The organism is Pseudomonas silesiensis (genome assembly GCF_001661075.1).
Lineage (GTDB): Bacteria > Pseudomonadota > Gammaproteobacteria > Pseudomonadales > Pseudomonadaceae > Aquipseudomonas > Aquipseudomonas silesiensis.
This window is the reverse complement of sequence record NZ_CP014870.1, coordinates 5,291,595-5,314,294: the sequence shown is the minus strand read 5'-3', so window position 1 is coordinate 5,314,294 and position 22,700 is coordinate 5,291,595. Positions and strand designations below refer to the sequence as shown.

Here is a 22,700-nt window from a genome sequence, read left to right as displayed (position 1 = left end):
GGCTCCCGCTTGAGGAATAGGTATTAAAGGGAATTCAGAAACGCCAGCAACGCAGCACGCTGCCCGGCATCGAAAGACAAAACCTGTTGCTGCGCCGCCTTGGCTTCGCCGCCATGCCAGAGCACGGCTTCGAGCAGGTTGCGGGCGCGGCCGTCGTGCAGGAATTGGGTGTGGCCGCTGACCGCCTGGGTCAGGCCGATGCCCCACAACGGCGGCGTACGCCAGTCGCGGCCGCCGGCCTGGAACTCGGTGCGGTTATCCGCCAGGCCGTCGCCCATGTCATGCAGCAGCAGATCGCTGTACGGGCGAATCACTTGATTGGCCAGTTCAGGTTCGGCGGCGTTGGCGGCGGTGGTGTACTTGGGGGTGTGGCAGGACTGGCAGCCCGCCTGGAAAAACAGATTCTTGCCGGCCAGCACTTCAGGCGCACCGACATCGCGGCGCGCCGGTACGGCGAGGTTTCGGCTGTAGAACAGCACCAGGCGCAGAATGTTGTCGCTGACTTCCGGCTCGCCATCCGGGCCGTTGCCATTGGGCGCCTGCTTGCAAGCGGTCTGCCCGTCGGTGCAGTCATCGACAGGGCGCAGGCTGGTCGTGAGGCCCATGTCGCCGGAAAACGCGTGCACATTCTGCTGGTTGAGGTTCGGTTGGCCAGCCTTCCAGCCAAAGCGCCCGAAGACGGTTTTCTGCTGCGCGTCATCCCAGACCCGGTTCGGGCGCCCGGCGATGCCGTTTTTCTCGCGGGCCTGGGCCTCGGCGTTGGCCAGGATTGCCTCTTCTGGAATCGCTTCGAGCAAACCCAGGCCAATCATCGGCGGCGCCACCCTCGCCGAAAAAACCGTGTCGGGGTGCATCGGGCCGTAGCCGAGTTGGGTGATCTGCAGCGTCGGTTTGCGCAACTCGACTTCGGTGCCGTCCTTGAAGCGAACTGGCACCGGCGTGTACTCGACCCGCACCTTGCCTTCCGGAACGATGCCGGGCACGGCCATGTCCTGGAATTGCCCACCGTAGACCGGCTCCGGGACGATGCCGAGCTGCTCGATGACCCTGGCGTAGGCCGGCGCGTCGGGAATCGACAGGCGCACCAGCATCGACACGGCATTGGGCGCGTCAGGCGCGGGCGGATGACCGCGGCCGTCCTTGATGTGGCAGTTCTGGCAGGCGTTGGTGTTGAACAAGGGGCCGAGGCCGTCCCGGGCGGTGGTGGTCGACGGGGCGATCACCCACGGGTTGCGAAAGAAGCTGTTGCCGACGCTGAAGTCCACGCGCCGGGAGGGCGGCAGGTTGGCGGAGGGCAGGGAAAATGCATTCTGATCGGTCTTGCGCACGGTCGCGCTGCCACCGGAGCGGGCTTCACCGGGTTCGGCCTGAGTGAACTTCGGGGCGTCATCGCAGGCACTCAGGCCCAAGGCCAGCAACAGTGCGGACAAGCGAAGAGGCAGCGAGGGCATCAGACATCCTGCAAGACGAGCAAAACAAGGGCGCAAAGTCTAACAGGGCAGGGGGGATTGAATAAGAGGAATTATCGTTTGGTTGATGTGGGGCAGGGTTTCCTTGGCCACGGTGATCCCCTGTGGACCACAATCCAATGTGGGAGCGAGCTTGCTCGCGATGGCGTCATCACATTTGGCATTGATGTTGAGTGTACGACCGCTATCGCGAGCAAGCTCGCTCCCACAAGGGACCGCATCAGGCAGGCATGAAAAAGGCGACCCGGAGGTCGCCTTTTGTTCAGCCAGCGGTGATCAGAACTCGTGATCGGCGTTGTCCGGGTTCAGGTCGCTGATGCCCAGTTTGCCGGCGGCCGCTTCGATCGAGCCGGTCTGCGTGACCAGGGAGGCGATAGCGTCACGGACGATCTGGTTGCCGGCCGTGTTGCCGGCGGCGATCAGTTGGTCGTAGTGCTCACCCTTGTTGGCGTGATCGACGATGACCTGCATCTTCGCTTCGGTCGCCGCCAGGTCGGCCTTGAGTGCGGTGTCGGCAGCCGGGTCGGCCTTGGCCACCAGGGAGGACAGGCTGGCGCCGGCCATCTTGGTGCCGTCGACACGGGTGTATTCGCCCAGGTAGACGTTACGGATGCCTTTGGCGTCGTAGAACTGCGAGTTATGGGTGTTGTCGCTGAAGCAGTCGTGTTCGTCTTCCGGGGAGTTGGCTTCCAGGGAAACCTTCATGCGCTCGCCCGCCAGTTCGCCCAGGGACAGGCTGCCCATGCCGAACAGCATTTTACGCAAGCCGCTTTCAGCCGGTTCCGCTTCCAGGGTGGCGCGGTAGTTGTCGGCCACGTTCGGCTTCCAGTTACCGACCATCTCTTCCAGGTCGCTGACCAGCAGTTGGGTCACGGATTTCAGGTAAGCGCGACGACGCTCGTTGTGGCCGCCGGTAGCGCCGGTGCCTTCCAGGTAGTCGGAAGCCGGACGGTTGCCGGCCCCAGGGGCGGTACCGTTCAGGTCCTGACCCCACAGCAGGAATTCGATGGCATGGTAACCGGTGGCGACGTTGGCCTCGGAACCGCCCAGCTCGTTCAGGCTGGCGAGTTTTTCCGGGGTGATGTCCTTGACGTCGATCTTGTCTTCGCCGACCTGGACTTCGGTGTTGGCGATGATATTGGCCGTGGCGCCCGGGTTACCCAGTGCGTGTTCGTAGGATTTGTCGACGTAATCGATCAGGCCTTCGTCCAGTGGCCAGGCGTTCACCTGACCTTCCCAGTCGTCGATGATGGTATTGCCGAAGCGGAACACTTCGCTCTGCAGGTAAGGAACGCGAGCAGCGACCCAGGCGGCCTTGGCGGCTTTCAGGGTATCGGCGTCCGGCTTGGCGAGGAAGGCGTCGACGGCGGTTTGCAGGGTTTTCGCGGTGGATTCGGCATCGCTGTAAACGGCGAAGACGATGTCGGCGTAATGCGCGACAACGGCTTTGGCAGCGGCTTCGTCGACTTTACCCGTAGCAGCAGGCGCAACAGCCGGCGCCGGCGCCGTGGTGGTGGCGGCTGGAGTAGGTGCTTGCGGAGCGGCAGCCTTGTCTTTGCCTTCGCCACAGCCGGCGAGGGAAATAGCGATGGCCAACAGACTGGCGGTAGCCAGAGGCATACGAATCATGGCGAACATCCTGCTTCGAGAGGGGGTGGAATGGCGCAATAAAGGCGCAAAACTGCGACATAATGCAAATCTTTCGCATTATGTGTAAAGGGTTGTACCTGGAAATATTTCTTATTCACACGACCATCGAACCCTGCCTGTAGGAGCAAGCTTGCTCCGGGCGGCGTTCCGACGAAGGACGTGACCGATGACACGTGCTGCCTGAAAGAACGCATCGCCTGCAGGTTTTTCGCGAGCAATCGAGCGTCGACCGGCTGCTCCTACAAGATAGCCGCGTTACTGCGCTGAGCCTGCTTGAGATAAGCGCTCAACTCCCGCGCCGGCAAGGGTTTGCTGTAAAGATAACCCTGCCCTTCATGGCAGCCTTCGGAAATGATGTAGGCCTCTTGCTCGGCGGTTTCCACGCCTTCGGCAATCACCTGCATGCCCAGGCTCTTGCCCAACTGGATGATGGCCCGAACGATGGTCGCATCGTCGTCATCGTCGAGCAGGTCCTGCACGAAGCTCTTGTCGATCTTGATCTTGTCCAGCGGCAGGCTTTTCAGATAACTCAGTGACGAATAACCGGTGCCGAAGTCGTCGATCGCGATCAGTGCGCCGGAGCGACGCAGGCTCAGCAAGTGCTGGGCGGCCGTGCTGATGTCTTCCATCAGGCCGGTTTCGGTGACCTCCAGCTCCAGGCTGCGAGGCGGCAGGCGATACATCTGCAGCAGGTTGTTGACCACCCGCGGCAGCTCGGCATGGTGCAACTGCACGGTGGACAGGTTGACCGCCATGCGCAGGTCGGCGAAACCCTGGTCATGCCAGTCGCGCAACTGCTTGCAGGATTGATCCAGGACCCATTCACCGATGGCGATGATGGTGCCGTTCTGCTCGGCCAGTGGGATGAACAGGTCCGGTGGCACCAACCCGTGCTCGGGATGCTGCCAGCGAATCAACGCCTCGACGCCCACCACCCGGTGATCGCGGTAGCTGATCTGGGGTTGGTAGACGAGGAAGAACTGGTTACGGGCCAGGGCGTCGCGCAGGTCTTTTTCCAGTTCGCGACGGCGGCGCATCTCGGTGTCGACGCTGGCGATATAGAACTGATACCGGTTGCGCGAGCGGGTCTTGGCCAGGGTCATGGTCTGCTCGGCCTTTTGCAGCAGCTTCTCGGTGCTGTTGCCGTCCTCGGGGAACAGGGTGATGCCGATGGTCGCGCGCAGGCGGATCTCCTGATGATCGAGGGCGAACGCCGCTTCCAGGTCATCGAGAATGCTTTGGGCCAGCTCGGCCGCTTCGTAGGGTTGTTCGATATCGGCCTGAACCAGGGCGAACTGGTCGCCACCCAGGCGGGCGAGGGCGCCGAGACGACCGCTGTGGGCCCGCAGGCGATCGGCCAGGGCCAGCAGCAGTTGGTCGCCGGTCTGGTAGCTGAACTGTTCGTTGATGCCCTTGAAATCATCGAGGCCGACACAGAGCACCGCGACCCGGCGCTGCAATTTGCCGGCGTCGACCAGGATTTTGTCCAGTTGTTGCTGCAATTGCTGACGGTTGGGCAGACCGGTGAGGAAGTCGTACTGGGCCATGCGCAGCAGGCTGTTTTCCGCTTCGTGACGCAGATGGGTGTTGCGTTCGATGGACTCGAGCAACTGATTGGCGGTGTTGATCCAGAGCCCCAGTTCGTTTTTCTCGTGGCCCTTGAGCTGTGGGATCTTGTGGGCGCTGGGACGATCCGGATTGATTTCGGTCAGGTGCTCGATGATTCGCGACAGCGGTTTGGTCAGCAGCCAGTGATAGACCAGGTACAGCACCAGCGCCATGGCCAAGGCGCGCAATACGCCTGAGATGAAGATGATCACCGAACTGACGATAAACCCCTGGCCGTAAGTCGCGGTGTCGAGGGTGATGCTCAGGTCGCCGTAATATTCGCTGTAGGGGCCGCGACCCACCAGTTGGGTGGTGAAGGTGCGTTCCTTGCCAAGGATCAGGTCGGTCAGCCAGCGACTGTTGGATTGCTGCAACTCGCGGGACTTTTGCGCGAGCATGGCCTCGTTGGGATGGCCGATGGAGGCTTGGCGCACGGCGGCGTCCTGGAACAGGCCTTCGATGACCTGCATGCCCATTTCCCGGTCCAGGCTGTAGACGGCCTGGGTCGAGGGGTCGCGGAACATGTCGAGGATGCGCTGGGCATCGCTGGCCACGGCCTGATGGGTTTTATAAGCATCGAAAACGATCTGCGCGCAGCTCAAGACCACGCCGACGATCAATGCCGACAGGAGCACGACCCGGAGCAACTTCACCGACAAGCTGTTCTTGAGTTCCAGCTTCAAAGAGTCATTCCTTGTTCCGTGCGGGTAGCATCAAGTTGCCACGAGTATTGGCAATCCGGTGATGGCAGTCAAAGGGACAATCAAGCACAGGGGTATTTGCCTGTGGCTTGGCCGAAATGCTGTTGCCGGGCGATATTTTGCCTATTGGTACTGTGTCGGTTGTTGAGTCCTTCAACTTGAGGGGGGATTTTGACTTATTTTCCTTTTGGTTGATGTTAGACGGCTGTGGCGCTGGGGCAAGGGGGGGAATGCTGGTTTCATTGTGGGAAATTGGCGTGGTTTTTTCCCGAGGCTTCGAGCTTTTGATCTTGGCGGCCTGGTAGCCGACCAGGTTCCTTGTTGATTGTGAACATATCCGTTGCTGCGGTAACGGCCGCCTATGGTTTCGCCCTTACGGCGAGTCCCTTTTGGCAAACGCCGGAGTGCCGGCCCAGCCCAAAAGGAACCAAAAGGTCTCGCCCCAGCGTCCGGCCCCTCGCTAAGGCTCGGCGTTCCTTCGCTCCGGTATTCATCCGGGGACACAGCCCGCAGGTTGGCTTCGCGACGACCTACATGCAGCGTGTTCGACTGCGTCGAACGGCGCTGCGCGCCACTCCCCGGATGAACACCTCCACTCAGCCTCCCGATATAGGGGCGGGTGGATCAAGATCAAGAACTGCAGGCGAGCTAACGCTCGGCCTGATGAGTGGTGAAGGGCATCGGTGTACGCCGATCCATTGTAGGAGCGAGCTTGCTCGCGATGGTCGTGAACGATAACGCTTGTTTACTGGTTAAACGCGGCGCTCTTGAGTCCATCGCGAGCGAGCTCGCTCCTACAATTTCCTGACCGGCATTGAGGCTTGCCCACCGCACTGATTTTGCAGATGTACACGAAACCCCCTGTAGGAGCGAGGCTTGCCCGCGAAGACGGCCTGCCAGCCGACTTGATTCTGCAGATGTACCCAAAACCCTGTGGGAGCTGGCTTGCCAGCGATGACGGCCTGAAGGCCGACCAATCAATTCCCGTTGTACCCGATTGATCACATAGCCACCTTCCCGCATGGCAAAGCCGCAAAGGACGCTCCGCATCCCGCTTTTACGTGTTTAAGCACATGTAAAAACACCAGATCTTTCCCACACAGTTTTCAGGTTGCCCGTCGGAAGCGGACTCAATAGCCTCTTACTGTCGCTGAATACTCAGCGATCGGGCGTGAGAACCCGGCAGGTCATAGTCATCCAGTGCCAGTATCCGCATAATTGCCGCCAGCCTATCCGCTGTCTGTAAATGCGTTATGGCGGCTGTGTGCGGGCAGACTTTTGTCTGGCCGGGTACCTATGACCGGTTTTCTCACCTCGCACATAGCTGCCACCTCTTCGCCGTGTGAGAAACGGCAATGGGTGGCACCCACCGCATGCATAGGAATATTTCAGTGAATAAGTTAATCCCCGATCCCCCCTGCAACACCACCAAACCCTACAGCCCCAACACCCTGTTCATGATCGTCCCCGACACGGACACCGAATCCCTCCTCGCCCATGCCTGCGAGTCATTAGCTTCAGCCAACGTCATCGCCAGTGATTTCGCCACCTACTTGAGCGGCCCCCAACGCAATACTGCGCTAGCCATCGCGCAGATCATCATGTTGGCGGAGCTGGCGGTGAATCGGGCGCTGGATAACATCGATCCGCAGGGGTAAGCATAAAGTCTGCTTGACCCGTTATCGTCTTTACCGGTCCGACTTTCTTGTGAAATCGGACCTACTAGAATCAGCGTACCCTTCAGTTGTTCGAGCGTAAACCTTGCCTTTATTAATTGTTTGCTTTTGGATGGCTAATCTGTAGGAGTTGAACTACACAATTGTGCGAAATGTCTTACGAGGATTTCGATTGACCTACTTCCAGTTACGCCTATTATTGATTTTGCACTTAATGATGTAAATGTTTAAAAATACTTGCAGGGCGGGTTTGAAAAAAATCATAGGCTTGCAGTATTTTATAGCTACTCTGATACTATGTTTAATCGGTGCGGAACCAAAAAATCGCCTAAACCAGTTCCAAATGTTGACCCGCCAGAGAGCACTACATGAGTGAACACAGCTACCAAGTCGAAATCCGCTGGACCGGCAATCGCGGCGAGGGCACGTCTGCTTATGGCGCTTACGATAGAGATTATACCGTCACATCCAAAGGCAAACCTGTCCTGCAAGGATCGTCAGACCCAGCATTTTTGGGCAATCCCGCCAAATGGAATCCAGAAGATATGCTGGTAGCGTCGATTTCTGCTTGCCACAAGTTATGGTATTTGCATTTATGTGCCATCAATAAGATTGTAGTCACTGGTTACGTTGATAACGCGGTGGGCTTCATGGTGGATGAACACCCTACTCGTAAAGGGCATTTCACCAAGGTGATATTGCATCCGGAAGTTGAGATTACTTTGAATTCAGACAGAATGCTCGCCAGTAAACTACATGAACAGGCTCACCGTGAGTGCTTTTTGGCCAATTCCGTCAATTTTGAGATTCAGTGCGAACCCTTAATTAGATCATTGTGATTGTAACGAAACCGGATAATCGTTTTTTCAGAGAGAGTGAATTTTACGAGCTCTACCGGACGTTAATCGACGCTTTGTTTGCGGCGGATAATACGGTCAGATGGGGTGACTCAAGATTCGCACATAAAAAACCCGGCCAATAAGCCGGGTTTTCTGACTGGCATCGATCTTAAGCAGTAAAGGTTTTGCCTTCGAACTGCTCAGCCACGAACTTCCAGTTGACCAGGTTCCAGAACGCTTCAACATACTTCGGACGCAGGTTGCGGTAGTCGATGTAGTAGGCGTGTTCCCAGACGTCGCAGGTCAGCAGCGGGGTGTCGCCGCTGGTCAGCGGGTTGCCGGCGCCGATGGTGCTGGCCAGGGCCAGGGAACCGTCAGCTTTTTTCACCAGCCAGCCCCAACCGGAACCGAAGGTGCCGATGGACGTCTTGCTGAATTCTTCCTTGAACTTGTCGAACGAACCGAAGGAAGCGTTGATTGCCTCAGCCAGTGCGCCAGTTGGTTGACCGCCGGCGTTTGGCGCCAGGCAGTTCCAGTAGAAGGTGTGGTTCCAGACCTGAGCGGCGTTGTTGAAGATGCCGCCCGAGGAAGTCTTGACGATTTCTTCCAGGGTCTTGCCTTCGAACTCGGTGCCTGGCACCAGGTTGTTCAGGTTCACGACATAGGTGTTGTGGTGCTTGTCGTGGTGAAATTCCAGGGTTTCCTGGGAAATGTGCGGCTGCAGGGCATCGTGTGCGTACGGCAGCGGCGGCAATTCGAAAGCCATGATGATTCTCCTAATCAGGTCAGTTGCGGTGAGCGCAAGGCCGATCACGGGCGGCCAAACATGCGCCGGGGAGTTTGTACTCTTTGCGGCGCAGGGTTCGGATCATAGCACCGGGGGTGCGGCATAACCACGCAACAACTGTGTGGAATAGAGGTTCCAGAGCCTTTTGGAATAAATCAGCCGGCGCTGATTAACTGGAACGCTACGGTGAACATCATCACGGCCACCAACAGGTCAAGAATTCGCCAGGTGCTCGGTCGCGCCAACCACGGCGCCAGCCATGCAGCACCGAGCGCCAAGGTGAAAAACCACAGCAACGAAGCGCTCGCCGCGCCTACTACATAAGCGCCAGGTTCGGTTTGTTGGGCACCAAGGGAGCCGATCAGCAGCACGGTATCCAGATAGACATGGGGGTTGAGCAAGGTCACGGCCAGAGCGCTGAGCATGACGGCCCGAAGTGAGCGGACTGTCTGGTTTTCGCCCTGTTGCAGGCTCTGTTTCGAGCAGGCCCGACGCAGCGCCAGGCTGCCGTACCACAGCAGAAACGCCGCGCCACCCCAACGGGCAAAGGCCAGCAGGGTCGGGTTCTGCGCCAGCACCGTCGCCAGGCCGAATACCCCGGCGGCCACCAGCAAGGCATCGCAGGTCACGCAGAGCGCGGCCACTGGCAGGTGATGTTCGCGGCGCAGGCTCTGGGCCAGCACAAAGGCGTTCTGGGTGCCGATCGCCATGATCAGCCCCGCGGCCACCAACAGGCCGTTCACATAGCTTTGCCACATAAGGTTTACTCCCCGTTGGCCGCAAGATTGCGCAGTACCTGCATGGCCCGTTCGGCATCGGCCAGGCCGACGAACAGGTGATCGTGGTAGTAGCCGGCGATCACGTTGCAGCTGATCCCGGCCTGGCCCAATGCGCTGGCAAACGCGGCGGTCAGGCCGACGGCTTCGAGGGCCGAGTGCACGTTCAGGGTGATCCAGGCCGCGAGGTAGTCGAAACTGAAGCCGGCCTTCTCGGCGTGGCAGCGTTCGAGAATCACCGTTAGTCCTTCCTGTTCGCGGAAACTGCCGACGATCTCCAGGCCACCAGGCAATTTGCCGTCGCGCAGGGTGCAGAACACGTATTCGCCAGCGTTGAGTTGCGGGCTCATGCTGCGCAGCAGGGTTGCCAGTGAAGTTTCGCCAGCCATGTCGATGTTCCTTGTTCAAAGTGCTTGCTGGCAATTCTGCGGTGCATCGTTGTATAAGAAAAACCAATAATGCTGATCGCCCATTAGGAAAACTGATGTTCGACTATAAATTGCTTTCTGCCCTGGCTGCGGTGGTCGAGCAGGCCGGATTCGAACGTGCGGCGCAGGTGCTGGGTCTGTCCCAATCGGCCATCTCCCAGCGCATCAAGTTGTTGGAGGCGCGGGTTGGCCAGCCGGTGTTGGTACGAGTGTCGCCACCGGCCCCGACGGACATCGGCCGACGGCTGCTCAACCATGTGCAGCAAGTGCGTTTGCTTGAGCGCGATCTGCAGACCCTGGTACCGGCCCTGGACGAGGAAGGGCTGCCGGAACGCCTGCGCATCGCCCTGAACGCCGACAGCCTGGCCACCTGGTGGGCGGTGGCGGTGGGCGACTTCTGTGCCGAACACCATCTGTTGCTGGACCTGGTGGTCGAAGACCAGACCGTCGGCCTCAAGCGCATGCGCGCAGGCGAGGTGGCGGCCTGCGTCTGCGCCAGCGAGCGCCCGGTGGCTGGCGCGCGCAGTGAGTTGCTGGGGGCGATGCGTTACCGCGCGCTGGCCAGCCCGGCCTTCATTGCCCGGCATTTTCCCGAAGGTGTGCGAGCCGACCAGTTGGCCCGGACCCCGGCGCTGGTCTTCGGTCCGGACGACTTCCTGCAGCATCGCTACCTGGCCTCTCTGGGGGTGGACGGCGGTTTCGAGCACCATTTATGTCCATCGTCCGAAGGCTTTATCCGTCTCACGGAGGCGGGCCTGGGTTGGGGGCTGGTGCCTGAGCTGCAGGTGCGCGATCAACTGGAGCGAGGTGTTTTACGCGAGCTTTTGCCAGATAAGCCGATCGATGTGCCGCTGTACTGGCATCATTGGCGCAATGGCGGGCAGCTGTTGGGGTTGCTCACCGATCAATTGGTGCGCTCATCGAAGCAATGGCTGGTGCCGTTGGACTGATGGCCAGCGTCAAGACCTCACGCACTACGCAAAACGAAATATTCGGAGCAATTCATGAAGATTCTGGTTACCGGCGCCAGCGGTTTCATTGGCGGGCGCTTTGCGCGTTTTGCCTTGGAACAGGGCCTGGACGTGCGGGTCAACGGTCGCCGGGCCGAGAGTGTCGAGCATTTGGTGCGCCGTGGCGCCGAGTTCATTCAGGGCGACCTGAGCGACCCGCAACTGGCGCGTGACCTGTGCCGCGACGTCGAAGCGGTGGTCCATTGCGCTGGCGCTGTCGGGTTGTGGGGACGCTACCAGGACTTTCATCAGGGCAACGTCCAGGTCACCGAAAACGTGGTCGAAGCCTGCCTGAAACAGCGGGTTCGGCGGCTGGTGCACTTGTCGTCGCCATCGATCTATTTCGATGGCCGCGACCATCTGGGCCTGACCGAAGAACAGGTGCCCAAGCGCTTCAGGCACCCCTACGCGGCGACCAAATACCTGGCCGAACAAAAGGTCTTCGGTGCCCAGGAATTCGGCCTCGAAACCCTGGCCTTGCGCCCGCGCTTCGTGACGGGTGCCGGCGACATGAGTATTTTCCCAAGGTTGCTGAACATGCAACGCAAAGGTCGCCTGGCAATCATCGGCAACGGTTTGAACAAGGTGGATTTCACCAGCGTGCAGAACCTGAACGAGGCGTTGCTCAGCAGCTTGCTGGCGACGGGCTCAGCCTTGGGCAAGGCCTACAACATCAGCAACGGTGCCCCGGTGCCGTTATGGGATGTGGTCAATTACGTGATGCGCAAGATGGACGTGCCACAGGTCACCCGCTACCGTTCCTTCGGTCTGGCCTACACCGTGGCGGCGCTCAACGAAGGCGCGTGCAAACTGTGGCCGGGTCGTCCCGAGCCGACCCTCTCGCGGCTGGGCATGCAGGTCATGAACAAAAATTTCACCCTGGACATCAGCCGGGCACGGCACTATCTGGATTACGATCCCAAGGTCAGTCTCTGGACGGCGCTGGACGAGTTCTGTGGCTGGTGGAAGGCTCAGGACATCCACTGAAAAAGCCGGTAATGAACCGAGTCCGGGGGTTCAGGGTCAATCGGTGCGGCAGTGGAGGTTATACTCGCCGCATCAAGCCATCACCGCGTTCCACAAAGGTTGACTCAATGTCCATGCGTAACGATGCCAACGACGACTTCGACGATGTACCGAGCCTGCGTGCCGACAGCCTCGATGACGATGATTTTGTGCCCACCACCCGCACTGCGGTGCGTTCGCGCTCGACGCCGGTGGTCAAGGTCAAAGGCCCGAGCACCGGCCCGTTGTGGGCGCTGGTCGGCGCCTTGTTCTTCGCGTTCGCCGGCCTTGCCTGGTGGAGCTTTCAGCAGATTTCGCTGATGGAGCAGCAACTGGTGGCGACCCAGGAAAGCTTCGCCCGTATCAGTGAGGACGCGGCGGGGCGCCTGCAGGACATCTCCGGCAAGGTGGTCGCCAGCCAGACCAACGTCAGCAGCGACAGCGAAGCCCTGAAACTGCAGATCAAACAGCTGGAAAGCAAGCTTCAGGATCAGGGCAAGCAGCAGCAGGGTGTCGTCGGCCAGACCTCAGAGCTGGACAAGCGTCTGGCGCAGATGACTGCGCAAACCACCGAGCTGGATAAGCGGCTGGCGCAGATGACCGCGCAAACCACCGAGGTGGATAAGCGACTCGCGCAGTTGACCACCCAGAACACTGAACAACAGAGCACTGATACGCAATTGCAGGCGCAGGTCAAAGCCTTGAACGGTGAATTGGCTGCACTGAAAAGTGCCCCGACCGACACCAGCAAATTTGACGCTCAGCTGAAAAGCCTCGGCGCCGACATCGCCGCGCTGAAGAAGCAAGGCAATCCGAGTGCTGCCATCGATCGTCTGGAGCAAGACGTGCTTGTCCTGAAAAGCCAGCAGGACAATCGTCCGGGTGCGGCACAAGGCGCCACCACTGCCGAATTCGACGCCTTCCGTGGCCAGGTCACGCGCAACATCAACACCCTGCAGGCGCAGATTCAGACGCTGGCGCAGCAGCTGCGCGCCCGGCCGTAGGAGCGAGGCTGTAGCGAACCAGGCGCCGGGTATCTCTGTAATACGCGTCATCGTTCTTCGCCTGTAGGAGCGAGGCTTGCCCGCGAACCAGGCGCTACGGTGTATCTGCTGCACCGCGTCATCGTTCTTCGCCGGCAAGCCTGGCTCCTACAGGCGAACCAGGCGCCGCGGTGTATCTGTTGTCCCGCGTCATTGTTCTTCGCCTGTAGGAGCGAGGCTTGCCCGCGAACCAGGGGCTGCGGTGTATCTGCTGCACCGCGTCATCGCTCTTCGCCGGCAAGCCTGGCTCCTACAGGCGAACCAGGCGCCGCGGTGTATCTGTTGTCCCGCGTCATTGTTCTTCGCCTGTAGGAGCGAGGCTTGCCCGCGAACCAGGCGCTGCGGTATCTCTGTAATACGCGTCATCGCTCTTCGCCGGCAAGCCTGGCTCCTACTACCGAACCTTATCCTCCCGCCCCCGCAACACCCTGTTCGGCATGACAATCGCCGCGGCCAGCCCCAGCAGCGACACCGCCGCACTGACCATCAACAAATGCCTGAAAGTCAGCAACAACTCCGCCCGCAAGGCATTCTGTGCCTCCCCCGGCGCAGCGTTCAAACCATCCAGCAAGACATTCCCCGAACTGCCCTCGGCAACCATCGACGAGCCCGCCAGGTGGGCGAAACCGGAATCCTGCAACAGCGCCAGCAACAGCGCCGACATCATCGCCACGCCCACAGCACCGCCCAATGAGCGGAACAGGTTGGTAGTGCTGGTGGCCACACCGATGTCCCGCTGATCCACCGCGTTTTGCGTCCCCACCAACGAAGTCGGAAACTGCATGCCTGAAGCTATACCGCTGAGTAGCATGAACAGGCTGCTCAGCACAAAGGCCTGGGGCGGACTGAGCGCCATGCCCAGAATCGACACCGGCATCAGTACGGCACCGGTCAGGATCATCGGTTTGTATCGCCCGGTCACCGAGGTCCGGCGACCGGCGAAGTACGCCCCGATCGGCAAGCCTATGGCCAATGGCAGCAGATGCAGCGCGGCGCTGTCGGCCCCGGCACCGGTGACGCTCTGAAAGCGCAGCGGCATCAGCACAATCAGCGAAATCGCCTGGAAACTGGTGAAGAAAATCGTGCACCAGCACAGGACCGCATTGCGGTTGGCGAACAGATGCATCGGCAGCAACGGCTCCCGCGCCCGACGCTCATGCCAGACAAACAACCCCAGGACCACGACCGAGCAGGCGAGCAGGCCCAACACTTCGGCACTGCGCCAGGCATGGCCCTGGCCGACCTCGGTAATGCCCAGCAACAAGGCGGTCAAGCCGATGATCATCAATAACGTGCCGACGTAATCGATGATCGGTTTGCGTTGCGGCACCGGCAGCCCCACCAGTGTGCGATGGGCCACCAGCCACGCGCCCAGGCCCAGTGGCAGATTGATCAGGAACACCCAGCGCCATGACAGGTATTCGGTCATATAACCCCCGAGCACCGGACCGGCGACGCTGGCGACCGCGTACATGCTGCTGAAATAGCCCTGATAACGACCGCGTTCCCTGGGTGGCACGATGTCGCCGATGATTGCCTGGCTGACCGAAATCATCCCGCCGGCACCAATACCCTGAAAAATCCGCGCCAGCACCAACTGCTCCATGCTCTGCGCCAGGCCGCAAAACAACGAAGCCAGCGTGAACAAGCCCATGCCGAACAGCATCAACCTGCGGCGCCCGTACAGGTCGCCCAATTTGCCGTAGATCGGCACTGCCACTGTCATTGCCACCATGTAGCCGGAAATGACCCAGGCCAACAGGCTGACGTCCTTGAATTGCGCGGAGATGGCGGGCATTGAAACGGCGACGATAGTCTGGTCCAGCGCGCCGAGAAATATGGCCAGCATCAGGGCGATCAACACGCTGCGAATGGCCGGCTTGGGCGTATCAGGCTGGTTGAGGTTGGTCACGGTATAACCTGCGGGCAGTGATGGACACCCGCCAGGCGCGAGGCGAGCGGGTCAGTGCTCGCCAGTGTAAGTCGGTAGTAGGCTATTCGATAGCCTCGTACGGAAGTCCGGCGTCATTTTATGAAAGGGTTGTTCGACGCGCTTCGGCCCCGATATAAGACCGGGGTTCCGGCTCGGCGATGCGCTGATGATTTTTATGGACCGAGTACTTGCATTTTTCACTTGCGGGTCGGTCAATTGAAGGTGAAAACTGCGCGAAACCTGTACATTCTGCGAATCGGTGCGATTATCTTCCGCCACCCCCTGAGGCCTGGATTGAAGTGATGAACAAGCCTGACCTGCGTTCGATTCCAGTGTTCAAGCTCTACGGTGAAAGCCTGGACTGGCCGACCCCGGACTTGCTGCACTGTGAAACCATCTCCAACCGCAGCCGCGAACACCAATGGGAAATCAAACCCCACCGTCACGCCGATTTATGCCAGTTGCTCTTCGTATTCAAAGGTCAGGCAGAGCTTGAAATCGAAGGTAAACGTACGCAACTGACCGAGCCGGCGATCCAGATCCTGCCACCGTTATCGGTGCACGGCTTTCGGTTTTCTGAAGATGTCGAAGGTTTTGTCGTGACCCTGGCCGCGCCGCTGGTCGCCCATCTGCAGGCGCAACTGGGCAACTCGGTGAATGCCCTGGCCGAGGCTGAAAGTTATCCGGCGGGCAAGGAAGGCGAGTACCTCAACAGCTTGTTTGCCGCGCTGCAAAACGAGTACACCGGCCATCAACCGGCCCGGGAAATGCTGATGCATTCGCTGGTCAGCGTGATCATGGTGTGGGTCAGCCGTCAGGTGATCCAACGCCGCTCCGCCAGCCAGCGCCCCCAGCGAGCCCGGGAATACCTCAACGGTTTTATCCAGTTGGTGGAAGAAACCTATCGCCAGCACGTCAAGGTCGAAGACCTGGCGCATCGTCTGGGGATCTCCGTGTCCCACCTTAACGGCACGTGTCGTGAACTGGCGGGGCAACCGGCGTTGCAGATCATGCACGAGCGTCAGTTGCTGGAGGCCAAGCGCTTGCTGACCTATACCAGCATGACCATTTATGAAATGTCCGACGTGTTGGGGTTTTCCGATCCGACCAACTTCACGCGCCTGTTCCGACGCCGGGTAGGGATCTCGCCCAAGGCTTTTCGCGACCGCTTGAAGGCCGATCAGGGCAACGAGACCTGATCCTCTTCGTCAACGGAGGGCGTTGAAGGTCGTGTTGTGGGGTATGCAGCGCTCGAAGTTGCAACTCGCGGCTTCACGGGGCAACTGACGCAACTGCTCGACCCGCCAGGCTGCTGTGCCATATAGCGCGAGCGTGGCCGCGCAGGTGATGAAAATAGCGAGGTATCTTCTTGTTTTGATGTTCATGGCGTTGACCTCTGAACGAATACCCTTCGGTATTACTTTGAGCATAGGTCAGCGCCAGTGAGTTGCCACCAAAGCGGCATTTGTATGTAACCCGGTATTCAGCACGCTGATACCCCCTGTGGGAGCGAGCTTGCTCGCGATAGCGGTTGATCATTCAATAACGGTGTTGCCTGACCCACCGCTATCGCGAGCAAGCTCGCTCCCACAGGGGTCACCTTAAAGTCCGATATCCCACTCCGGCTCCTCGGGAAATCTGAGCACCAGAAAATCCAGCATGCTGCGCAACGCCGCCGGCATGTGTTTGCGTGAGGCATACACTGCGTAGATGTTCATCTGTCGGGGTTCGGCATGGGGCAGCAGGCGGATCAGGTCGCCGCTATGGATATGCACGCCGGCCTGATAGCTGGGTAGCATCGCCACCCCGGCGCCGGCCATCGCCGCGCGCAACAACGTGCTGGCTTCGTTGGCGCTGATGTTGCCCTGCACCGGCACTGAAACCTGCTCACCGTCCTCCTCGAAATGCCAGAGGCTTTTGCCGAAGTAAGAGTGGGTCAGGCAATTGTGCTGGCTCAGATCCTCGACCCGCAGCGGCGTCGGGTGTTCGAGCAGATAAGCGGGGGAGGCGCAGATCACCGAGCGGCAGACCGTCAGCCGCCGCGCGATCAGGTTCAAGTCCAGGTCGTTGCTGGTGCGGATCGCCAGATCGATGCGCTCATCCACCAGATTCACCGTGCGGTCGAGCATCTGCATGTCGATGCTCACGCCGGGATAACGTTTGACGTAGGCGGCCATGGCATCCGCCAGTTGTGCCTGACCGAACGAAGTGCTGACGCTGATCCGCAACAGGCCGCGCGGTGCCTCGTCCGGTTCGCTGACGGCGGCTTGCATGTCAGTGGACAGGTCGAGCATCTGCCGACATCGAGGCAGGATTTCACTGCCGGCGGCTGTCAGGTTCAGCTTGCGCGTGGTGCGGTGCATCAGGCGTGCGCCGACCCAATCCTCCAGCTCCGCCAGATAGCGCGAAACCACCGGCCGTGACAGGTCCAGGTGATCGGCGGCGGCGGACTGGCTGCCGAGGTCAACCACCGTGACGAACACCCGCATTGCTTGTAGACGATCCATCATTTGCCCGCTTTCAGAAACAAACTATGTTCCAGCATCGCATTTTTTGTACTGAGTCATGCAACTAAGCTCTGTCCCATCGCCAAGCACGGCATTCGGACAACGGAGCAACAGATGATCGGCTTCACCTCGCTTAAACGTATTTTGCTGGCCACCGCCACCCTCGGTTTCGCCGCCCACGCAGCGGCTGCATCGACACTGACCCTGGATGTCTACAACCCGGGCGACAAGGCGATCTTCCCGGTGACCTCGGTATTGGTCAGCGGCGAGAAAGAAGCGATTTTGGTGGATGCACAATTTGGCAAATCCCAGGCCGAGCAAGTGGTCGAGAAGATCCGCGCCAGCGGCAAGCAACTGACCACCATCTACATCAGCCACGGTGACCCGGATTACTACTTCGGCCTCGACACCCTGACCGCCGCATTTCCCAACGCCAAAGTGCTCGCCTCACAGCCGACCGTGGATCACATCCAGAAAACCGTCGACGGCAAACTGGCGTTCTGGGGGCCGAAAATGGGCGCCGACGTACCGGCCAAAACCATCGTGCCGCAGGTACTCAAAGGCGACAGCCTGATGCTCGAAGGGCAGAAGTTGCAGGTGGTGGGGTTGGACGGCAAGCAGCCGGATCGCGCCTTTGTCTGGATTCCGTCGATCAAGGCTGTGGTCGGTGGCGTCGTCGTCGCGGAAAACATCCACGTGTGGATGGCCGACACCCAGACGCCGCAGTCCCACGCCGATTGGCTGACCACATTGCACGCCATCGAAAGCTTGAAACCGAAAACCATCGTGCCGGGTCATTACCTCGGTGAGAGCGCCCGTTCGCTGGCCGCCGTGCAGTTCACCGCCGATTACATCAAGGCGTTCGATGAAGAAACCGCCAAGGCAAAGGACGCTGCCGCGCTGATAGCCGCGATGAAAAAACGCTACCCGAAGCTGGGCGAAGAAAGCTCGCTTGAACTGAGTGCCAAAGTCGCCAAGGGCGAGATGAAGTGGGGTGAATGAGTAATGTCCTTTCATCATCCAGATTTGTACTGACTCACCAAAATCCAACTGGAGAACGTCATGAACAAGATCGCAATCATTGGTGCCACCCACAGGGTTGTGCGCCAAGCCTTCGGGCTCAGCGCGCCTGAGCCTGCTCCACCAGCCAGCCCATCAACTCGCGCAATTTCGGCGAAGGCCCGGGCTTGTCGGGGAAAACCAGGTAATACGCCAGCCCGGTTTTCACCTTCAATTCAAACGGCATGACCAGCCTTCCGGCGCTCAGGTCGTCGCCAATCAACGACCAATCGCCAATCGCCACGCCAGTTCCCTGAGACGCCATCGACATCGCCAGGTCCAGCGTTTCGAAATGCTGCCCTTTGCTGACGTTGCCCAACTGAAGATTCGCTGCTTTCAACCACGCGTTCCAGTCGCGCTCATCGCGGGTGGGGTGCAGGAGCAAGTGGTGTTGCAGATCGGCAGGTGTCTGCAAGGCCATCGGCCCTTCCAGCATCGGCCGGGAACAGACGGGCGTCAGTTGCTCATCGAACAGGTGACAGGAGGCCAGCGCACTGTCGGGCGGCGCTCCGTACATCACCGCCGCATCGAACTGCTCGCGATGAAAATCCACGCCGTGCTTGACCGTAGTGGTCAACTCCACCGGCACATCCGGACGCTCTCTTTGCCACTGTAAAAGGCGCGGCAACAACCAGCGCATGACGCAGGTCGGGGCCTTGAGTTGCAGGGTTTCGCGTTTCTCGCCGATCTGCTCCACCGCCGCGTCGATCAAGCCGAAAATCTGCTGCACCCGGGGCAGCCACTCCCGTCCTTCGGCCGTGAGATCAAGACCCCGGGCCTGGCGAATGAACAGTTCATAACCCAGATGATCTTCCAGCCCGGCGATCTGCCGACTGACCGCGCCCTGGGTGATGTACAGCTGCTCGGCGGCCCTGGTGAAGTTGCAGCACTGCGCGGTGATCAGAAAAGTGTGCAGTGCCGGCAGGGGTGGCAATCGTTTCATTGGGATCCAAGGTATGACGTGAGGTCATGGCTAGTATGACTTTTTATCCATTGTTGCGGCTAGGTGTCGCCCGTTCCAATGAGGCCATCCCTGGACCTGCCGATCCATCATAAACACTGCGCAGGCCCGGCGTCTCAAACGAACAAGAAGGGCAATGACATGGCGACGTGCGGCGAAGTATTGGTCAAATTACTCGAAGATTATGGGGTGGAGCAGGTGTTCGGCATTCCCGGGGTTCACACCGTGGAGCTGTACCGCGGGCTGGCCCGTTCGAGCATCAACCACGTCACGCCGCGCCACGAACAGGGCGCCGGTTTCATGGCTGACGGCTATGCGCGTACCAGCGGCAAGCCGGGCGTGTGCTTTATCATTACCGGCCCTGGCATGACCAACATCACCACCGCCATGGGCCAGGCCTACGCCGATTCAATCCCGATGCTGGTGATCTCCAGCGTACAGACCCGCAACCAGCTGGGCGGCGGTCGCGGCAAGCTGCATGAGCTGCCGAACCAGAGCGCCCTGGTTGGCGGTGTCGCGGCGTTTTCCCACACCCTGATGTCGGCGTCCGAGTTGCCGGGCGTGCTGGCCCGTGCCTTTGCCCTGTTCCAGGCCGGTCGTCCGCGTCCGGTGCACATCGAAATCCCGTTGGACGTGCTGGTCGAAGAAGCCGATGACCTGCTCGCCAGCGTGCCGGTGAACATCGACCGCGCCGGTGCTTCGCCGAGCGCGATCAGCCGCATGACCGAGTTGCTCGCCGGTGCCAAGCGCCCGTTGATTCTCGCCGGTGGCGGCGCCATCGATGCGGCTGCCGAACTGACTGAACTGGCCGAGCTGCTGGACGCGCCGATGGCCCTGACCATCAATGCCAAAGGCATGCTCGAATCCAACCACCCGTTGCTGATCGGTTCGACCCAGAGCCTGGTCGCGACCCGCGCCCTGGTGGCAGAGGCCGATGTCGTGCTGGCGATCGGCACCGAACTGGCCGAGACCGACTACGACATCACCTTCGCCGGTGGTTTCGAGATTCCTGGCAAATTGCTGCGGGTGGACATCGACCCGGACCAGACCGTGCGCAACTATCCGCCGCACGTGGCGCTGGTATCGGACTCGCGAAATGCGGCCCAGGCCTTGCTGAGCGCACTGTCCCACAAGTCGCTGGCCGAGCGCCGCAACGATTGGGGACAGGTCCGTGCCGCACGCTTGCGCGAAGAACTCGCCGCCAGCTGGGACGCGCCGACCCTGGCCCAGACCCGGTTCCTGGAAACCGTCCTGCATGAACTGCCGGACGCCGTTTTTGTCGGTGATTCGACCCAACCGGTCTACACCGGCAACCTGACCTTCAACCCGGAGCGTCCGCGTCGCTGGTTCAACTCGTCCACCGGCTACGGCACCCTCGGCTATGCGTTGCCAGCGGCGATTGGCGCCTGGCTCGGCGGCAGTGTTGAAAAGGGTGTTCGCCCCCCGGTGGTGTGCCTGATCGGTGACGGCGGCCTGCAATTCACCCTGCCGGAACTGGCCAGCGCCGTTGAAGCGCGCACCCCGGTGATCGTCCTGCTGTGGAATAACCAGGGCTACGAAGAGATCAAGAAATACATGGTCAACCGCGCCATCGAGCCGGTCGGTGTGGACATCTATACCCCGGACTTCATTGGCGTTGCCAAGGCGCTGGGTTGTGCCGCCGAAGCCGTCAACGGGGTCGAGCAGCTGCGCAGCGCACTGCGCGTCGCCACCGATCGCCAAGGCCCGACGCTGATCGAAATCGACCAGGCCCAGTGGATGCAGGCGGTGTCGAAATGAGTTTTCCTACGACGCTCGATGGCCTGTACATCAATGGCCAATGGTCGGCCGGCAGCGAACATCTGCGGGTGATCAATCCCGCGACCGAAGCCTTGCTGACCACCGTCAACGGCGGCGATGAACGCGCTGTCGATCAAGCCGTCAGCGCGGCGACCGAAGCCTTCAAGGGCTGGTCGACCACCACCGGCGCCGAGCGTGGTGCGATCCTGCGCAAAATCGCCGCGGGCGTGCAGGCCGGTCGCGAGCAGTTGATGCACTTGCAGTCGAGCAACAACGGCAAGCCACTGTTCGAAGCGGCCATCGACGTCGATGACGTGATCGCCACGTTCGAGTATTACGCCGGGCTGGCCGAAGCCCTCGACGGGAAACAGGACAGTGCGGTCGAGTTGCCTACCGACGATTTCAGCGCCCGCCTGCGTCGCGAACCCTGCGGTGTGGTCGGCCTGATCGTGCCGTGGAATTTCCCGATGGTCACCACCGCCTGGAAACTCGCCCCGGCGTTGGCCGCTGGCTGCTGCGTGGTGCTCAAACCCTCGGAAGTCACCCCTCTGCCGGAGCTGGAACTGGCGGCGATCATCGCCGGGGCGGGCCTGCCCAAGGGCGTGTTCAACCTGGTCTGCGGCACGGGCCTGGCGGTCGGTGCGCCGCTGTCGGCTGATCCGCGCATCGCCAAGATTTCTTTCACCGGCAGTAACGCGGTCGGTGTGCAAGTGATGCAACGGGCAGCGGAAACGGTGAAGGGCGTCAGCCTGGAACTGGGAGGTAAATCCTCGCTGCTGGTGCTCGCCGATGCCGATCTCGAACTGGCCGTGGAAGTGGCTTGTGGCGGCGGTTTCTTCAACGCCGGGCAGATGTGTTCGGCCACCAGCCGGGTGCTGGTCGCCGATGAATTGGCCGATGAGTTCCTGTCGAAACTGAAAGCCCGCGCCGAAGCGATTCGTGTGGCGGATCCGTTCGACCCGAACGTGGAAATGGGCGCACTGGTCAATCAGGCGCAATACCAGCGGGTGCTCGGTCACATCGATCGCGGTCTGAGTGCCGGCGCCAAACTGATTTGCGGCGGCAATCGTCCGGCGGACCTGCCGCGCGGCTATTTTTTGCAGCCGACGATTTTCAGCGATGTGCCCCTGGACAGTGCGCTGTGGTGTGAAGAGATTTTCGGTCCGGTGATCTGCGTGCGCAGTTTTGCCAGCGAAGCCGAGGCGATTGCCCTGGCCAATGACAGCCAGTTCGGCCTGGTGGCCAGTGTCGTTACTCGCGACACCGAGGCTGCGGATCGGGTCGCCAATGCCTTGCAGGCGGGGCTGGTGTGGATCAACGCGCCACAAGTGATCTTCCCGCAGACCGCCTGGGGTGGCTACAAGCAGAGCAGCATTGGCCGTGAATTGGGCCCGTGGGGCTTGCAGGCCTTTCAGGAAATCAAACACGTGATTCGGGCGCTCTGACGGCTCGAAAACGGTCAGTGCATG

General features: G+C 60.3%; 19 protein-coding genes. 9 read left to right on the top strand and 10 right to left on the bottom strand.

Annotation, left to right across the window (positions count from 1 at the left end):
* Positions 1-23: 23 nt before the first annotated feature.
* From PMA3_RS23625 to PMA3_RS23615, 3 genes are all read right to left on the bottom strand, one after another.
* Positions 24-1,451: a di-heme oxidoreductase family protein gene (locus tag PMA3_RS23625; protein ID WP_064679453.1), complete on the bottom strand. Its 1,428-nt coding sequence runs from the start codon at positions 1,449-1,451 to the stop codon at positions 24-26.
* A gap of 294 nt (positions 1,452-1,745) precedes the next feature.
* Positions 1,746-3,098: an imelysin family protein gene (locus tag PMA3_RS23620; protein WP_064679452.1), complete on the bottom strand. Its 1,353-nt coding sequence runs from the start codon at positions 3,096-3,098 to the stop codon at positions 1,746-1,748.
* 260 nt (positions 3,099-3,358) lie between these two features.
* Positions 3,359-5,410 carry a putative bifunctional diguanylate cyclase/phosphodiesterase gene (locus PMA3_RS23615; protein ID WP_064679451.1) on the bottom strand — a complete coding sequence of 684 codons (2,052 nt, stop codon included), beginning with the start codon at positions 5,408-5,410 and terminating at the stop codon, positions 3,359-3,361.
* Positions 5,411-6,819: 1,409 nt separating this feature from the next.
* Here PMA3_RS23615 and PMA3_RS23605 point away from each other — a divergent pair.
* Complete coding sequence (locus PMA3_RS23605) at positions 6,820-7,086, top strand: DUF6124 family protein (protein ID WP_064679449.1); 267 nt, start codon at positions 6,820-6,822, stop codon at positions 7,084-7,086.
* Between the two features lie 386 nt (positions 7,087-7,472).
* On the top strand, positions 7,473-7,943 hold the full coding sequence (locus PMA3_RS23600; protein WP_064679448.1) for an OsmC family protein: 471 nt from the start codon (positions 7,473-7,475) through the stop codon (positions 7,941-7,943).
* Between the two features lie 169 nt (positions 7,944-8,112).
* Here PMA3_RS23600 and PMA3_RS23595 read toward each other — a convergent pair whose 3' ends face one another.
* The 3 genes from PMA3_RS23595 to PMA3_RS23585 form a co-directional block, all read right to left on the bottom strand.
* Positions 8,113-8,709 (bottom strand): superoxide dismutase, encoded by a 597-nt coding sequence (locus PMA3_RS23595; RefSeq protein ID WP_064679447.1) that lies wholly within the window; start codon positions 8,707-8,709, stop codon positions 8,113-8,115.
* 176 nt (positions 8,710-8,885) lie between these two features.
* Positions 8,886-9,488 (bottom strand): LysE/ArgO family amino acid transporter, encoded by a 603-nt coding sequence (locus PMA3_RS23590; protein ID WP_064679446.1) that lies wholly within the window; start codon positions 9,486-9,488, stop codon positions 8,886-8,888.
* A gap of 5 nt (positions 9,489-9,493) precedes the next feature.
* Positions 9,494-9,895, bottom strand: coding sequence for an ACT domain-containing protein (locus tag PMA3_RS23585; RefSeq protein WP_064679445.1), 402 nt, complete (start codon positions 9,893-9,895; stop codon positions 9,494-9,496).
* Positions 9,896-9,990: 95 nt separating this feature from the next.
* On the opposite strand from PMA3_RS23585, the gene PMA3_RS23580 reads away from it, so the two are divergent.
* The 3 genes from PMA3_RS23580 (at position 9,991) to PMA3_RS23570 (ending at position 12,953) form a co-directional block, all read left to right on the top strand.
* Positions 9,991-10,884 carry a LysR family transcriptional regulator ArgP gene (locus tag PMA3_RS23580; protein ID WP_064679444.1) on the top strand — a complete coding sequence of 298 codons (894 nt, stop codon included), beginning with the start codon at positions 9,991-9,993 and terminating at the stop codon, positions 10,882-10,884.
* A 54-nt stretch (positions 10,885-10,938) separates the two neighbouring features.
* The gene (locus PMA3_RS23575; RefSeq protein WP_064679443.1) at positions 10,939-11,931 is read left to right on the top strand and encodes an NAD-dependent epimerase/dehydratase family protein; all 993 of its coding nucleotides are present in this window, start codon (positions 10,939-10,941) and stop codon (positions 11,929-11,931) included.
* Positions 11,932-12,038: 107 nt separating this feature from the next.
* Positions 12,039-12,953, top strand: coding sequence for a hypothetical protein (locus PMA3_RS23570; RefSeq protein ID WP_064679442.1), 915 nt, complete (start codon positions 12,039-12,041; stop codon positions 12,951-12,953).
* A gap of 433 nt (positions 12,954-13,386) precedes the next feature.
* On the opposite strand, the gene PMA3_RS23565 is transcribed toward PMA3_RS23570, so the two are convergent.
* Positions 13,387-14,904 (bottom strand): MDR family MFS transporter, encoded by a 1,518-nt coding sequence (locus tag PMA3_RS23565; protein ID WP_064679441.1) that lies wholly within the window; start codon positions 14,902-14,904, stop codon positions 13,387-13,389.
* Positions 14,905-15,227: 323 nt separating this feature from the next.
* On the opposite strand from PMA3_RS23565, the gene PMA3_RS23560 reads away from it, so the two are divergent.
* On the top strand, positions 15,228-16,124 hold the full coding sequence (locus PMA3_RS23560; RefSeq protein WP_064679440.1) for a helix-turn-helix domain-containing protein: 897 nt from the start codon (positions 15,228-15,230) through the stop codon (positions 16,122-16,124).
* 9 nt (positions 16,125-16,133) lie between these two features.
* Here PMA3_RS23560 and PMA3_RS23555 read toward each other — a convergent pair whose 3' ends face one another.
* Complete coding sequence (locus PMA3_RS23555; protein ID WP_064679439.1) at positions 16,134-16,355, bottom strand: hypothetical protein; 222 nt, start codon at positions 16,353-16,355, stop codon at positions 16,134-16,136.
* A 171-nt stretch (positions 16,356-16,526) separates the two neighbouring features.
* Complete coding sequence (locus PMA3_RS23550; protein WP_082930490.1) at positions 16,527-17,432, bottom strand: LysR family transcriptional regulator; 906 nt, start codon at positions 17,430-17,432, stop codon at positions 16,527-16,529.
* A 114-nt stretch (positions 17,433-17,546) separates the two neighbouring features.
* Between PMA3_RS23550 and PMA3_RS23545 the strand changes: the two genes are divergently transcribed.
* On the top strand, positions 17,547-18,434 hold the full coding sequence (locus PMA3_RS23545) for an MBL fold metallo-hydrolase (RefSeq protein ID WP_064679437.1): 888 nt from the start codon (positions 17,547-17,549) through the stop codon (positions 18,432-18,434).
* 118 nt (positions 18,435-18,552) lie between these two features.
* On the opposite strand, the gene PMA3_RS23540 is transcribed toward PMA3_RS23545, so the two are convergent.
* Complete coding sequence (locus tag PMA3_RS23540) at positions 18,553-19,434, bottom strand: LysR substrate-binding domain-containing protein (RefSeq protein ID WP_064679436.1); 882 nt, start codon at positions 19,432-19,434, stop codon at positions 18,553-18,555.
* A gap of 159 nt (positions 19,435-19,593) precedes the next feature.
* Here PMA3_RS23540 and PMA3_RS23535 point away from each other — a divergent pair, with 159 nt between their 5' ends.
* Both PMA3_RS23535 and PMA3_RS23530 read left to right on the top strand, forming a co-directional pair.
* Complete coding sequence (locus PMA3_RS23535) at positions 19,594-21,231, top strand: 5-guanidino-2-oxopentanoate decarboxylase (RefSeq protein WP_064679435.1); 1,638 nt, start codon at positions 19,594-19,596, stop codon at positions 21,229-21,231.
* A complete protein-coding gene (locus PMA3_RS23530) occupies positions 21,228-22,676 on the top strand; it encodes an aldehyde dehydrogenase family protein (protein WP_064679434.1) in 1,449 nt (482 codons plus the stop codon). The genes PMA3_RS23535 and PMA3_RS23530 overlap by 4 nt, the downstream gene beginning before the upstream one ends.
* Positions 22,677-22,700: the final 24 nt, after the last annotated feature.

Coding starts and splice junctions, on each gene's coding strand:
- PMA3_RS23545 (WP_064679437.1), top strand. CDS start 17,547: ATGATCGGCTTCACCTCGCTTAAACGTATTTTGCTGGCCACCGCCACC.
- PMA3_RS23570 (WP_064679442.1), top strand. CDS start 12,039: ATGTCCATGCGTAACGATGCCAACGACGACTTCGACGATGTACCGAGC.
- PMA3_RS23585 (WP_064679445.1), bottom strand. CDS start 9,895: ATGGCTGGCGAAACTTCACTGGCAACCCTGCTGCGCAGCATGAGCCCG.
- PMA3_RS23540 (WP_064679436.1), bottom strand. CDS start 19,434: ATGAAACGATTGCCACCCCTGCCGGCACTGCACACTTTTCTGATCACC.
- PMA3_RS23600 (WP_064679448.1), top strand. CDS start 7,473: ATGAGTGAACACAGCTACCAAGTCGAAATCCGCTGGACCGGCAATCGC.
- PMA3_RS23595 (WP_064679447.1), bottom strand. CDS start 8,709: ATGGCTTTCGAATTGCCGCCGCTGCCGTACGCACACGATGCCCTGCAG.
- PMA3_RS23580 (WP_064679444.1), top strand. CDS start 9,991: ATGTTCGACTATAAATTGCTTTCTGCCCTGGCTGCGGTGGTCGAGCAG.
- PMA3_RS23590 (WP_064679446.1), bottom strand. CDS start 9,488: ATGTGGCAAAGCTATGTGAACGGCCTGTTGGTGGCCGCGGGGCTGATC.
- PMA3_RS23625 (WP_064679453.1), bottom strand. CDS start 1,451: ATGCCCTCGCTGCCTCTTCGCTTGTCCGCACTGTTGCTGGCCTTGGGC.
- PMA3_RS23555 (WP_064679439.1), bottom strand. CDS start 16,355: ATGCTCAAAGTAATACCGAAGGGTATTCGTTCAGAGGTCAACGCCATG.
- PMA3_RS23550 (WP_082930490.1), bottom strand. CDS start 17,432: ATGGATCGTCTACAAGCAATGCGGGTGTTCGTCACGGTGGTTGACCTC.
- PMA3_RS23530 (WP_064679434.1), top strand. CDS start 21,228: ATGAGTTTTCCTACGACGCTCGATGGCCTGTACATCAATGGCCAATGG.
- PMA3_RS23575 (WP_064679443.1), top strand. CDS start 10,939: ATGAAGATTCTGGTTACCGGCGCCAGCGGTTTCATTGGCGGGCGCTTT.
- PMA3_RS23560 (WP_064679440.1), top strand. CDS start 15,228: ATGAACAAGCCTGACCTGCGTTCGATTCCAGTGTTCAAGCTCTACGGT.
- PMA3_RS23535 (WP_064679435.1), top strand. CDS start 19,594: ATGGCGACGTGCGGCGAAGTATTGGTCAAATTACTCGAAGATTATGGG.
- PMA3_RS23620 (WP_064679452.1), bottom strand. CDS start 3,098: ATGATTCGTATGCCTCTGGCTACCGCCAGTCTGTTGGCCATCGCTATT.